Origin of the sequence: Kitasatospora purpeofusca, assembly GCF_000718025.1 — a bacterium.
GTDB classification, from domain to species: domain Bacteria; phylum Actinomycetota; class Actinomycetes; order Streptomycetales; family Streptomycetaceae; genus Kitasatospora; species Kitasatospora purpeofusca.
This window is the reverse complement of the sequence record NZ_JODS01000001.1, coordinates 102,647-115,551: the sequence shown is the minus strand read 5'-3', so window position 1 is coordinate 115,551 and position 12,905 is coordinate 102,647. Positions and strand designations below refer to the sequence as shown.

Below are 12,905 nucleotides of genomic sequence, written 5' to 3'. Positions count from 1 at the left end.
TGCCGGACCGGAACCGACTGGGCGTCAGGCTTCGGCCGGGGTGCCGTTGTCCCGCCCCAGCCGGGTGCGGACCAGGGTCCCGAGCCGGTCCAGGCCGACCACGACGGCGGCCAGCGCGACGAACTCGACCGTCAGCAGGGCGATCTGACCCCAGACGTAGCCGTACCCCTTCGTGGTCGGGTCGAAGAAGAAGTACGGGTACGGCAGCGGGTAGTTGGAGAACAGCGCGTTGCGGACCAGTACGAGCGCCGCGTAGCCGAGCGGGAACGTCAGCCAGAGCGGGATGTCCCGCCAGGAGGAGGCGTTGCGGGGCCGGAACACCAGCCAGTCGACGATCACCAGCACCGGGGTGACGTAGTGCACGAAGAACGACGACCAGTGCTGGAGCTTGTCCGGTCCGTCGAACAGGCCGGGCAGCGGGTTGGCGCCGTGCTCCAGCAGGATGTGCGAGACCAGCCCGGTGATCAGGATGTACAGGGTGGCGGCGCCGCGCAGCCGGGGCGCGGGCGCGTCGGTGGTCCCGCGCTTGAGCATCCAGTACACGGCGCCGACGAAGTAGCCGAGCACGATCACATTGCTCTGGATGGTGAAGTACACCAGCGGCGCGGTCTGGAGGCTCAGGCCGAGGGCGGTCGAGAGCACGATGCCGGCGCGCCACCAGAGCGCCGGGCTGGTCCGGACTGACATACGGCCACCAGTTCTTTCCGGGCGATACGGGAGGTATCGGACGTCGAAGGGGAAGATCGCACTCTACCTGTGGGTCGGCGGGAGGGAAAAAACGTTCCTCCATCCACCGGATTCCCTGTGGATGCCCCTGCGACATTCGGCCGACACCTCGGTGGGTGGCCGCCGGCGCCGGACTCAGCCCGGCAGGACGAAGCCCGACTCGTAGGCGGTGATGACCGCCTGGGTGCGGTCCCGCGCGCCCAGCTTGGCGAGCACGCCGCCCACGTGGGTCTTGATCGTCTCCTGGCTGAGTGCGAGCTTCGCGGCGATCTCGCCGTTGCTCAGCCCCGCCGCCATCAGCCGCAGCACCTGGCCCTCACGCTCGGTCAGGCGCTCGATCGGCGAACGGCCCCGACCCGGGTCGGCCCCCCGGCCGGGCGCCGGACGGGTGTCCCGCGCGGACGGAGCCCCGTAGCGGAGGGCCAGCTCGCGGACGGCCGCCGGGAACAGCAGCGAGTCGCCGCGCGCGATCAGCCGCACCGCCTGCACCATCTCCTCCGCCCGGGCCCGCTTCAGCAGGAAGCCGGCCGCCCCCGCCCGCAGCGCGTCGTAGACGTGGTCGTCGTGCTCGAAGGTGGTGACCACCAGGATCCGGGGCGGCTCGGCCATCCCGCCGACCAACTGCTCGGTGGCCCGGATGCCGTCGATCCCGGGCATCCTGACGTCCATCAGCACCACGTCCGGACGCAGTTCGCGCACCAGCGGCACCACCTCGGCGCCGTCGGCGGCCTCACCGACCACGGTGAGGTCCGGTTCGGCGTCGATCACCACCCGCAGGCCCGTCCGCACCAGCCGCTCGTCGTCGGCGATCACCACCCGCACCGGGTCGCTGCCGCCCGCCGACGCTCCCTCGACCCCCGCCGTGCTCCTCGAAGCACTCCTCGAACCGTTCACCGCTGCTCTCCTCCCGTTCCCACCGGCAGCCGGACGGCCAGCCGCCACATCGTTCCGTCGTCCGTCGGCCCGGCCTCGCAGTCGCCGCGCAGGGCCGCCGCGCGTTCGCCGATCCCGCGCAGCCCGCGCCCGCCGCCGGGCCGGCCGGGCCGGAGCCGGTCGAGCGCACTGGTCAGCTCGATCCCCACCTGTTCCTCGGCCAGGGAGACCCGCAGCCGGGCCGGTGCGGGCCCGGCGTGCCGCAGCACATTGGTGAGCCCCTCCTGGACGATCCGGTACGCCTCGCGGGAGAACCCGGGCGGCAGCCGGTCCAGGCCCGGCGCCAGTTCGGCGTCCACCGTCACCCCGGTCCTGGCGAGCTGCCGCAGCAGGTCGTCCAGTCCGGCGAGGGTCGGCCCGGCCGTCTCGGCCTCGCCTCGCTCCTCCTCGCGGAGCAGCCCCAGCACCGCGTCCAGTTCGGCGACGGCGCCCCGCGCGGTCTCCTCGATGGCGGCCAGCGCCTCCGCCGCGAACTCCGGGTCGGTGCGCAGCACCCGGGCGGCGGCCGAGGCCTGGATGCCGACGGCGCTCAGCGCGTGGCCGACCGAGTCGTGCAGTTCGCGGGCCAGCCGGTTGCGCTGGGCGAGTACGGTGGCGCGCCGTTCGGCGGCGGCCAGGCGCTCGTCCGGGGTCGGGCCGAGCAGCACGGGTGCCCAGCGGGCCAGCAGGCCGCCGAGGCCGGCGCTGGTGCCGACGACCAGCGCGAGCAGGGCGAGGCCCAGTACCGGTCCCGGCAGCGGTCCCGGCACGCCGAGGTCCTCCCAGAACCGGGTCAACTCCTCGAAGCCGGTGGGCTGGAGGATCAGCATCACCGCGAACGGCGTGGCGGTCAGCGTCATCCCGCTGACGATGCCGCCGAACGCGAGGTGCAGCACGAACCAGCCGGCCGTCCGCCGCCGGGCCGCCCAGGACCGGGCCGGTCCGGTGGCCACCTCGTCCGCACGGGCGGGTGCGCAGAGCGCCAGGGCGGCCGCGCCCTCCAGCGCCCGTACGGTCGGTACCAGTGCGGTGGCGGCGGCCATCGGGAGCGAGGCGGCGAGGGCGGCGAAGTAGAGCAGGACCTGGAGCAGAGGGCCCTTGCGCGGGTCGAGCGAGCCCAGCAGGACCGTCGACAGCAGCCAGTACGGCATCAGCAGCGCGCCGCCGAGCACCAGGTGCACCCACCGCAGCCGGGCCTGCCGCCCGAACAGGGCGCGCAGCGCGCGGCGGACGGGGCGCGTGCCCCGGCCGGTCTCCGTGTCTCCGCTGTGCTCCGCGTCCGTGCCCGCGTCCGTGTGCCGGTCGGCCCCCGCCCCCGTGATCATTGCGCAGACTCTACGTCAGCGGCCCGGCCGGACCGCGGGACCGCCGTGGCCCACGCGGTGTCCGGGACGGCGCGGGCCGCGGACCGCTCGGCCAGGGCGATCGCGCCCACCGCCAGCACCAGCAGCCCGGTCACCACCTGCGCGGCCTCCACCAGGGTCATCAGGCCCGGCACCGCCCGCCGCGGGTCGGGCGCGGCCGTGAACGTCCCGAACGCCACCAACTGCCAGGACCCCCAGCCGAACAGCGACCCGGCCGCCGTCCACACCACGGCCAGCGGTCCGCGCAGCCGCCACCCCGGACGGCCCCGGAACACCAGCAGCATCAGTGCCGCGCCGGCGGCCACCGCCATCACTGCCGTCACCCCGTCCATCACCGCCACGCCCCGGCCGCGGTACTCCTGCCACTCCAGCGGCAGCCCGGTCGTCCCCCCGCAGGCCCAGTACACCCGGGCCGCCGCGACCCCGGCGGCGAGCGGAGCGGCGACGCAGGCGAAGGCCCGCTGGGTGGTCAGGGTGGGGGAGCGGGGCAGGTCGCCGATCCGGTCCTGGCGCAGCAGCCCGGCCCAGCGTTCCCGCGCGTACAGCAGGAAGCCGGTGATCAGCGCCACCCCCTGGACGGCGAACCCGCCGTACACCACCGGGAACACCCAGCCGCTCGGCCCGTCGTCGGCACCGGGCGGCGCCTGGTCCGGGCCCAGCAGCAGGGTGGAGAGCAGGAACAGCGGCAGGGCGACCAGGACGGTCCCGAGCAGTCCGGTCGCGACCCACATCGGGAAGGCCACCAGTCCGGCCGGCGCCCGGCGCCCCCACGGCCGGACGAAGGAGAGGGCGAGCAGGACGGCGACGGCGTCCATGCCGAAGGTCAGCAGGTTGACGAGCCACAGGTCGTCCATGGCGTCGGCGTCGCCGGCCCCGACCGGGTGGCCGGTGAGCCAGAGCAGCTTGAGGCCGAGGTAGGGCACGGTCGCCGCGACGGCCGTCCAGGTTGCCGCAGCCCGGACTCGGCCGACCGGTGCGACGGGGTGGGTCCGGCCGACCGGTCCGGCGGGGTGGGGCGCGGTGGCCGGTACGCCGTTCGGGGCCGGAGCGGGCGTTGTGGCGGGCGGCGCGGCCGGGGCCGGTGTGCGGGGCGGGAGCATCGAGGTCATGTGCCCCACGGTCCCGCGGGCCCGGCGGCCCGCGCGTCGTCCGGAGACCGGATCCGCCTCCCCCGCCGGGGGGATCCGGGCGGGCCGCGACCGTCCCGGCGGACGAGGCCGGAGGTCTTGTTACCGGCGAGTCGCTTGCCTATCATCGCGAGTGTTACAGCTTTACTGTCAGACTTCGTCGATCCTCGGAGGGGCCGTGGCGCCCGTGGGTGACAGCGGTGTGCGCGGCGGTGGTGGCGTCGGTGCGGGCGGTGGTCCGGGTGGGCCGCTGGCCGGGGTCCGGGTGGTCGAACTCGCCGGGATCGGGCCCGGACCGTTCGCCGCGATGCTGCTGGGCGACCTCGGCGCGGACGTGGTCCGGGTGGACCGCCCCGAGCCCTCACCGCTGGGCATCGAGCCGGCGTACGACCTCGCCAACCGCAACAAGCGCTCGGTGGTCGTCGACCTCAAGGCCCCCGAGGGGCCGGGGCGGGTGCTGGACCTGGTGGCCCGCGCCGATCTGCTGATCGAGGGGTACCGGCCGGGGGTGGCCGAGCGGCTCGGGGTCGGGCCGGACGCCTGCCTGGCCCGCAATCCGGCGCTGGTCTACGGGCGGATGACCGGCTGGGGGCAGCACGGGCCGCTGGCCGCCAGGGCCGGGCACGACATCGGGTACACGGCGGTGGCCGGCGTCCTCGGCCTCGTCGCCCCGCCGGCCGCCGCGCCGTCGACTGCCGTCCCGCCGTCGACGGCCGCCGCCCTTCCGGGCGCCTCCCCGGCCGCCCCCGACGGGCCGCCAGCCCTCCCCGCCAACCTGCTCGGCGACTACGCCGGGGGCTCGCTCTACCTGGTCGTCGGCCTGCTCGCGGCCCTCCACCACGCCCGCGCAACCGGCACTGGCCAGGTGGTGGACGCGGCCATCGTCGACGGCGCCGCCCACCTCACCGCCGTCCTCCAGGGACTGCTCGCCGGCGGCCGGTGGCAGGACCGGCGCGGCGTCAACCTCCTCGACGGCGGGGCCCCGTTCTACGCCGTCTACCAGGCTGCCGACGGCGCCCACCTCGCGGTCGGCGCGCTGGAGCCGCAGTTCTACGCCGAGTTCGCCCGGCTGCTGGAGCTCGGTCCGGACGCGCCCGCACAGTGGGACACCGCCCGCTGGCCCGAGCTGCGGGCCCGGATCGCCGCGCGCTTCGCCACCCGCACCCGCGCCGAGTGGGAGGCCGTCTTCGCCGGGTCGGACGCCTGCGTGGAACCGGTGCTGACGATGCGTCAAGCGCACGCGCACGAGCACCTGGTGGGCCGGGGCACCTATGTCGAGGTGGACGGCGTCACCCAGCCGGCCCCCGCGCCCAGGTTCTCCGCCACCCCCGGCGCGCTGCGCCGCCCGCCCGCCCGGCCGGGCGCCGACACCGCCGAGGTCGCCCGCGACTGGGGCGTACCCGCGCTCGCGGCCGGGCCTGCCGGGCCTGCCGGGCCTGCCGGGCCCGCCGGTCCGGCCGCGTCCACCACCGCCGCCCGCACCCCCGCACCGCCGACCGCCTGAACCCGCCACCCTCCCAAGGAGTTTGCCGTGCAACGCGACCTCTTCACCGACGAGCACGAGGACTTCCGCGGCACCGTCCGGGCCTTCCTCGCCAAGGAGGTGCTGCCGCACTACGACCGCTGGGAGAAGGCCGGCATCGTGGACCGCGAAGCCTGGCTGGCGGCCGGCCGGCAGGGGCTGCTCGGCCTCGCCGTCGACGAGGAGTACGGCGGCGGAGGGAACGCCGACTTCCGCTATGCCGCCGTGCTGGCCGAGGAGTTCGCCCGGGCCGGGGCGTCCGGACTGGCGATCGGGCTGCACAACGACATCATCGGCCCCTACCTGACCTCGCTCGCCACCGAGGAGCAGCGGCGCCGCTGGCTGCCCGGTTTCTGCTCCGGCGAACTCGTCACGGCCATCGCGATGACCGAGCCCGGGACCGGCTCCGACCTCCAGGGCATCCGCACCCGCGCCGAGGACCGGGGGGACCACTTCCTCCTCAACGGCGCCAAGACCTTCATCTCCAACGGGATCCTCGCGGACCTGGTGATCGTGGTCGCCCGCACCACTGCCGAGGGTGGCGCGCACGGTCTCGGCCTGCTGGTCGTGGAGCGGGGGATGCCCGGCTTCGAGCGCGGCCGCAACCTCGACAAGATCGGCCAGAAGGCCCAGGACACCGCCGAGTTGTTCTTCGAGGACGTCCGCGTCCCGAAGGAGAACCTGCTCGGCGAGCTCGACCAGGGCTTCCTGTACCTGATGCGCAACCTCGCGCAGGAGCGGCTCACCATCGCGGCCGCCGCGATCGCCGGCGCGGAGTACCTGGTCGAGATCACCACCGAGTACGTCAAGGGGCGCGAGGCGTTCGGCCGGCCGCTGGCGAAGCTCCAGCACGTCCGCTTCGAGATCGCCGAACTGGTCACCGAGTGCGCCGTCACCCGTGCCTTCGTGGACCGCTGCATCACCGAGCACAACCGCTACGCGCTCACCCCGGCCGACGCCTCGATGGCCAAGTGGTGGGCCACCGAACTGCAGAAGCGCACCGCCGACCGGTGCCTCCAACTGCACGGCGGCTACGGTTACATGAGCGAGTACCCGGTGGCCAGGGCGTTCACCGACGGCCGCATCCAGACCATCTACGGCGGCACCACCGAGATCATGAAGGAGATCGTGGGCCGCTCCGTCCTCGGCTGAGTACCGGCCGGCCCCCGGCCGCTGCCTCGCCCTCCAACTGTCCTCTCCCGGAACCAAGTTCTCAGTACCCCGCCCCGAAAGGCTGCCCACCGTGACCACCGAAGCGTACGTCTACGACGCGATCCGCACCCCGCGCGGCCGGGGCAAGGCCACCGGCTCGCTGCACGGCACCAAGCCGATCGACCTCGTCGTCGGCCTGATCCACGAGATCCGCCGCCGCTTCCCCGGGCTGGACCCGGCGGCGATCGACGACATCGTGCTCGGCGTGGTCAGCCCCGTCGGCGACCAGGGCTCCGACATCGCCCGGATCGCCGCCGTCGCGGCCGGCCTGCCCGACACGGTGGCCGGCGTCCAGGAGAACCGCTTCTGCGCCTCCGGTCTGGAAGCCGTCAACATGGCCGCCGCCAAGGTTCGTTCCGGCTGGGAGGACCTGATCCTGGCCGGCGGCGTCGAGTCGATGTCCCGGGTGAAGATGGCCTCCGACGGCGGTGCCTGGTTCGCCGACCCGATGACCGCCTACGAGACCAACTTCGCCCCGCAGGGCATCGGCGCCGACCTGATCGCCACCATCGAGGGCTTCACCCGCACCGATGTCGACGCCTTCGCCGCCGAGTCCCAGGCCCGCGCCGCCAAGGCCCAGGCCGACGGGCTGTTCGACCGCTCGGTGGTCCCGGTCCGCGACCGCAACGGCCTGGTCGTCCTGGAGCGGGACGAGTTCATCCGCCCCGGCACCACCGTGGAGACCCTGGCCGGGCTCAAGCCCTCCTTCGCCGCGATCGGCGAGGCCGGCGGGTTCGACGCCGTCGCCCTGCAGAAGTACCACTGGGTGGAGGCCATCGACCACGTCCACCACGCCGGCAACTCCTCCGGCATCGTGGACGGCGCCGCCCTGGTCGCCATCGGCAGCCGCGAGATCGGCGAGCGCTACGGGCTGCGGCCGCGCGCCCGGATCGTCTCCGCCGCCGTCTCCGGTTCCGAGCCGACCATCATGCTCACCGGCCCGGCCCCCGCCACCCGCAAGGCGCTCGCCAAGGCCGGACTGACCGCCGCCGACATCGACCTGGTCGAGATCAACGAGGCCTTCGCCGCCGTCGCGCTGCGCTTCGTCCGGGAGATGGGCTTCTCCCCGGAGCAGGTGAACGTCAACGGCGGCGCGATCGCCCTCGGCCACCCGCTGGGCGCCACCGGGGCGATGCTCATCGGCACCCTGATCGACGAACTGGAGCGGCGCGACCTCCGCTACGGCCTGGCCACCCTCTGCGTGGGCGGCGGCATGGGCATCGCCACCGTCGTCGAGCGCGTCTGACCCGCGCCCCCGAGACCTCCTCCCTTTCCGGCCCCATCAGGAGACCAGAACCCCATGAGCGACACCGGCGACACCACCACCATCCGCTGGGAGCAGGCCGAGGACGGCGTGGTCACGCTCGTCCTCGACGACCCCACCCAGTCCGTCAACACCATGAACGAGGCGTTCACCGCCGACTTCGAGACCGTCGTCGCCCGGCTGGCCGACCTCGGGGCCTCCGGCGGGCTGCGCGGCGTGGTGATCACCTCCGCCAAGAAGACCTTCTTCGCCGGCGGCGACCTGAGGATGCTCTCCGCCGCCCGCCCGGAGGACGCCGCCGCCGTCTTCGAGAAGTCGATGCGGATCAAGCGCGCCCTGCGCGCCCTGGAGACCCTCGGACTGCCGGTCGTCGCCGCGATCAACGGCAGCGCGCTCGGCGGCGGCCTGGAACTCGCCCTCGCCTGCCACCACCGGATCGCCCTGGACACCCCGGCCAGCCGGATCGGCCTGCCCGAGGTCACCCTCGGCCTGCTTCCCGGCGGCGGCGGGATCGTCCGCACGGTGCGGCTGTTCGGCATCACCGACGCCCTGCTGAAGTTCCTGCTGCAGGGCCGCCAGTACCGCCCGGCGCAGGCTCTCCAGCACGGCCTGGTCCACGAACTGGTCGCCACCCCGGAGGAGTTGGCCGAGCGGGCGCGCACCTGGATCGAGGCGAACCCGGCCCCCGTCCAGCCCTGGGACGTCAAGGGCTACAAGATCCCCGGCGGCACCCCGAGCACCCCGGCCTTCGCCGCCAACCTGCCCGCCTTCCCCGCCAACCTGCGCAAGCAGCTGGCCGGCGCCCCCTACCCGGCGCCGCGCAATGTGCTCGCCGCGGCCGTCGAGAGCGCCCAGGTGGACGTCGACACCGCAATGGCGATCGAGGCCCGCTACTTCACCGAGCTGGCCTGCGGGCAGACCAGCAAGAACATGATCCAGGCGCTCTTCTTCGACCTCCAGGCGGTCAACTCCGGCGCCGGGCGGCCCGCTTCGGTGGAGAAGCGGACGGTCCGCCGGGTCGCCGTGCTGGGCGCCGGGATGATGGGCGCCGGCATCGCCCACACCTGCGCCGAGGCCGGTATCGAGGTGCTGCTCAAGGACGTCACCGTCGAGGCCGCCGAGCGCGGGAAGGCCTACTCCGAGGGCCTGTTGGCGAAGGCGGTGGCCCGGGGCCGGCGCACCGAGGCGCAGCGCGACGAGGTGCTCGCCCGGATCACCCCGACCGCCGACGCCGCCGACCTGGCCGGCTGCGACGCGGTGATCGAGGCGGTCTTCGAGAACCCGGAGCTCAAGCACAAGGTGTTCCAGGAGATCGAGGGGATCGTCGCCCCCGACGCACTGCTCTGCTCCAACACCTCCACCCTGCCGATCGGCCTGCTCGCCGAGGGTGTGCAGCGCACCGCCGACTTCATCGGGCTGCACTTCTTCTCGCCGGTCGACAAGATGCGGCTGGTGGAGATCATCCGGGGGCCGCAGACCGGGGACGAGGCGCTGGCGCGCGCCTTCGACCTGGTCCGGCAGATCGGCCGGACCCCGATCGTGGTGAACGACTCGCGCGGCTTCTTCACCTCGCGGGTGATCGGCCAGTTCATCAACGAGGGCGTCGCCATGATCGGCGAGGGCGTCGAGCCGGCCAGCGTCGAGCAGGCCGCCGCCCAGGCCGGCTACCCGGCCAAGGTGCTGTCGCTGCTCGACGAGCTGACCCTGACCCTGCCGCGCCGGATCCGCGACGAGTACCGGCGCGCCGTCGAGGCGGCCGGCGGCGAGTGGACCGCCCACCCGGCGGACGCGGTGGTGGACCGGATGGTGGACGAGTTCGGCCGCCCCGGTCGCAGCGGCGGCGCCGGCTTCTACGACTACGACGAGAACGGCACCCGGGGTCGGCTCTGGCCCGGCCTGCGCGAGCACTTCACCCGGGCGGAGGTGGACATCCCGTTCGAGGACCTCAAGGAGCGGATGCTCTTCAGCGAGGCCCTGGACTCGGTCCGCTGCCTGGAGGAGGGCGTGCTCACCTCGGTCGCGGACGCCAACGTCGGCTCCATCCTCGGCATCGGCTTCCCGGCCTGGACCGGCGGTGTGCTCCAGTACATCAACGGCTATCCGGGCGGCCCGGCCGGCTTCGCGGAGCGCGCCCGCGAACTCGCCGCCGCGTACGGGGAGCGGTTCGCGCCGCCCGCGCTGCTGGAGCGGATCGCCGCCGAGGGGCGCACCTTCACCGACTGACCCGCAGGCTCCTCACCCGGGCGGGGCGGTCCGCCTGTCCTCGGCGGCCGCCTCGCCCAGTTCCTCCCGCAACGACCGCTGGAACGCCGTGACCAGCGCCTGCGCCACCATCGGCTGGATGTGGTCGGTGAGCGCCTTCATCCGTTCCACGTCGTCCGGTGCCGGCTCGCTCTCCCGGTACGGCTTCCACACCGTCTCCCGGAACAGCCGGTGCAGCTCCCGCGCGGTCGCCCGGCTGTGCTCCACCACCACCGCGCGCGCGGCCAGCAGGGTCTCCAACGGGATCGGCACGTCCAGGATCCGCACCCCCAGCGGGAGCAGCCCCGGGTCCACCCGGAACACCTCCGGGTCCGCCGTCCGTTCCACCGCCCCCATCGCGGCCAGCCGGTCGACCTGTTCCTCCGACAGCCGACGCCCGGCCCGCCGCTCCACCTCCTCGCGACCCGCCTCCTCCGGCACCTCCGGCGTCCACGAGGCCACCAGAGCCCGGTGGATCGCCAGGTCCAGCGGGGTGGAGTCCTGCGGCAGCCGGGCCAGGTACCGCTCGATCGCGGCCAGCGTCAGCCCCTGCCGCTGCAACTCCTCGATCAGCCCCAGCCGGTCCAGGTGCTCGGCCCCGTACCACCCCACCCGCCGCGCCCCCAGCACCGGCGGCGGCAGCAGCCCCTTCGTCCCGTAGAACCGCACCGTCCGCACCGTCACCCCCGCCCGCGCCGCCAACTCGTCCACCGTCAGCCGCACCTCCACCCCCGCCTCCACTTCGTAGCACCACCACTGTGACAGCGCCAGTGTGACACCACTGTCCCACCCGGTCCACGCCCGCGAACGCCTCCGGGCCGCGGGAGCCCCGCCGGCTCAGCCCACCGGGCAGCTCGGATCGCTCGACTTGATGATCTGCCAGTGCTCCCGCTTCACGACGACCGAGCTGCGGTCGGTCAAGTCCCAGAGCCTGATCCAGTCCGCCGAGGACGGGAACGCGAGGTACGGGTGGTCGGGGCTGACGGCGCTGCCCTGGAACGGCGGCGCAGTGGAGCCGGCGGCCGGGCGCACGCAGACCCGCTGCGGTGCGATGCCGAAGTACTGCTCGGGTTGACTGCCGGCCCTGGCCTGTGTGGCCGCGGCGGCGGCTGCCTCGGTCGCCGGGGTGAGGACCTGTACCCAGAACACCGCGACGGTGGCCATGAGAGCGACGCAGAGCAGGCCACCCCAGAGCGGGATTCCCTCGGCGCCGCGAATGGCGTGGAAGTGTCGTGCGTAGCCCAGGAGCGCGAGTGCGACGAGCGGGCCCACCACGATCACCATCCCCTTGGTGTCGGCGATGAGCTGCCAGCTGACGGGGATGAACACCTCCTCGCGGCTGGCGTCGAAATAGTCGAGGTAATAGGTGTGGAGGGAGAACCCCGGGACCGGCAGGACGGGGAGCGCGAGCGGGAGGAGTGCGGGGACGAGCCAGGCTGCCATCGCCTTCCGCGACAGATTGCGGAACAGCAGGCGCAGGCCGTTCCCGGCCAGGAACGCGGCGGACATGACGGCTGTGAGTACCGCGGCGCCCTGTCGCGAGGGCGCCGCGAAGGGCAGGGCCAGCCCCGTCCCGATCACGACCAGGCCCGCCGCCCAGCCGACGGCCGAGGCCGGCAACGGCCGGGTGTGTTCGGGGTGGGTGCCGTACTGGGCCAGGAGCAGGCCCGCCGGGGCGCCGAGCAGCAGGGCGAGAAGGAGGGCGGCTGCCCCCGTGGCCAGGGGATGGGGCTGTGCCGCGTTGAGCCACGTCCCGAGGTTCAGCAGGACGACGGCCGCGGTGAGGGCGATCGGCAGACCGATCCGCTCCGGTACGACGTGCTGCCGACGTCGACTCGGCTGCTCGACCCGGGAGGACGGGCCGAGCAGCCGGGGGAGGGCGTTGTGCGGGGGTGCGGCGCTCTCGGTCAGGGCGCGGACGGTCGCCAGCTCGGCGGCCTGCCGGACGCCCGGTCCGGTGGGCAGGAAGATCTCCCGGCCGGTGTCGAAGAGGCCGCTCCGCAGCAGAGGGCGGCGGAGCCAGTCCGGCCGTACGGCCGAGGGGAGCGGAAGGTGGGCGAGCCACCGGGTGCGGGGCGGATCGGAGGGGACGATCGGCTCCAGGACCTTGAGCTCCACCGACACCGGGGTCCCGCGGCGGGCGCGCTCCAGCGCGGTCTTGACGACCTGGGCCGCGCCCCAGCGGGAGCCATTGACCCCGGCCTCGACGATCCAGGTCTCGGGTGCGCTTCCGGCCTCGGCCGCAGTCTCCGTCCCGGACGGGGCCGAGACGATCCAGCCGCGTGCGGCGAGAAGCTCCTTCAGCCGGCTCCGGCCGCCCGGTGAGCCGCTCACCTCGATCTCCAGGCGGAACCAGTAGTCGTAACCCGGTTCGTTCTCGGTCATGTGAGCCCCCATTTTGCGCCGAAATTCCTCGGGTTCGGCGGTCGGACGGAGTCTAGGGAGCTTACTGATCGAAAAGCCAGCGATTTATGAATTCAAAAAACAACTGAGATTATTTATTGCAACGATATTTGGATATGTTTCGGCGCGCGCCC

At 73.7% G+C, this 12,905-nt stretch carries 10 protein-coding genes; 4 read left to right on the top strand and 6 right to left on the bottom strand.

All coding sequences use genetic code 11. From position 1 onward, the window contains the following. Positions 1-24 precede the first annotated feature (24 nt). The 4 genes from IF01_RS0100530 to IF01_RS0100515 form a co-directional block, all read right to left on the bottom strand. Positions 25-687 (bottom strand): Pr6Pr family membrane protein, encoded by a 663-nt coding sequence (locus IF01_RS0100530; RefSeq protein ID WP_051754785.1) that lies wholly within the window; start codon positions 685-687, stop codon positions 25-27. A 174-nt stretch (positions 688-861) separates the two neighbouring features. Next, entirely contained in the window at positions 862-1,548 is a 687-nt protein-coding gene (locus IF01_RS0100525) for a response regulator (RefSeq protein ID WP_030391172.1), read from the bottom strand. A 68-nt stretch (positions 1,549-1,616) separates the two neighbouring features. Continuing rightward, complete coding sequence (locus IF01_RS0100520; protein ID WP_078879540.1) at positions 1,617-2,963, bottom strand: sensor histidine kinase; 1,347 nt, start codon at positions 2,961-2,963, stop codon at positions 1,617-1,619. Next, positions 2,960-4,111 (bottom strand): hypothetical protein, encoded by a 1,152-nt coding sequence (locus IF01_RS0100515; protein WP_051754784.1) that lies wholly within the window; start codon positions 4,109-4,111, stop codon positions 2,960-2,962. The genes IF01_RS0100520 and IF01_RS0100515 overlap by 4 nt, the downstream gene beginning before the upstream one ends. A 205-nt stretch (positions 4,112-4,316) precedes the next feature. Between IF01_RS0100515 and IF01_RS0100510 the strand changes: the two genes are divergently transcribed. The 4 genes from IF01_RS0100510 (at position 4,317) to IF01_RS0100495 (ending at position 10,350) form a co-directional block, all read left to right on the top strand. Next, positions 4,317-5,633 carry a CaiB/BaiF CoA transferase family protein gene (locus tag IF01_RS0100510; protein WP_244215392.1) on the top strand — a complete coding sequence of 439 codons (1,317 nt, stop codon included), beginning with the start codon at positions 4,317-4,319 and terminating at the stop codon, positions 5,631-5,633. A gap of 27 nt (positions 5,634-5,660) precedes the next feature. Further along, positions 5,661-6,803 (top strand): acyl-CoA dehydrogenase family protein, encoded by a 1,143-nt coding sequence (locus IF01_RS0100505; protein ID WP_030391168.1) that lies wholly within the window; start codon positions 5,661-5,663, stop codon positions 6,801-6,803. 91 nt (positions 6,804-6,894) lie between these two features. Continuing rightward, positions 6,895-8,109 carry an acetyl-CoA C-acetyltransferase gene (locus IF01_RS0100500; RefSeq protein WP_030391167.1) on the top strand — a complete coding sequence of 405 codons (1,215 nt, stop codon included), beginning with the start codon at positions 6,895-6,897 and terminating at the stop codon, positions 8,107-8,109. 54 nt (positions 8,110-8,163) lie between these two features. Then, positions 8,164-10,350 (top strand): 3-hydroxyacyl-CoA dehydrogenase NAD-binding domain-containing protein, encoded by a 2,187-nt coding sequence (locus IF01_RS0100495; RefSeq protein WP_030391166.1) that lies wholly within the window; start codon positions 8,164-8,166, stop codon positions 10,348-10,350. Between the two features lie 12 nt (positions 10,351-10,362). Here IF01_RS0100495 and IF01_RS0100490 read toward each other — a convergent pair whose 3' ends face one another. Continuing rightward, positions 10,363-11,109 (bottom strand): MerR family transcriptional regulator, encoded by a 747-nt coding sequence (locus tag IF01_RS0100490; RefSeq protein WP_030391165.1) that lies wholly within the window; start codon positions 11,107-11,109, stop codon positions 10,363-10,365. A 96-nt stretch (positions 11,110-11,205) separates the two neighbouring features. Further along, on the bottom strand, positions 11,206-12,753 hold the full coding sequence (locus IF01_RS0100485; RefSeq protein WP_030391164.1) for a hypothetical protein: 1,548 nt from the start codon (positions 12,751-12,753) through the stop codon (positions 11,206-11,208). Positions 12,754-12,905 lie beyond the last annotated feature (152 nt).

Bases quoted from the DNA above. Each gene is read 5' to 3' on its own strand.
- IF01_RS0100530 (WP_051754785.1), bottom strand. From the start codon at position 687: ATGTCAGTCCGGACCAGCCCGGCGCTCTGGTGGCGCGCCGGCATCGTG.
- IF01_RS0100520 (WP_078879540.1), bottom strand. From the start codon at position 2,963: ATGATCACGGGGGCGGGGGCCGACCGGCACACGGACGCGGGCACGGAC.
- IF01_RS0100515 (WP_051754784.1), bottom strand. From the start codon at position 4,111: ATGACCTCGATGCTCCCGCCCCGCACACCGGCCCCGGCCGCGCCGCCC.
- IF01_RS0100495 (WP_030391166.1), top strand. From the start codon at position 8,164: ATGAGCGACACCGGCGACACCACCACCATCCGCTGGGAGCAGGCCGAG.
- IF01_RS0100485 (WP_030391164.1), bottom strand. From the start codon at position 12,753: ATGACCGAGAACGAACCGGGTTACGACTACTGGTTCCGCCTGGAGATC.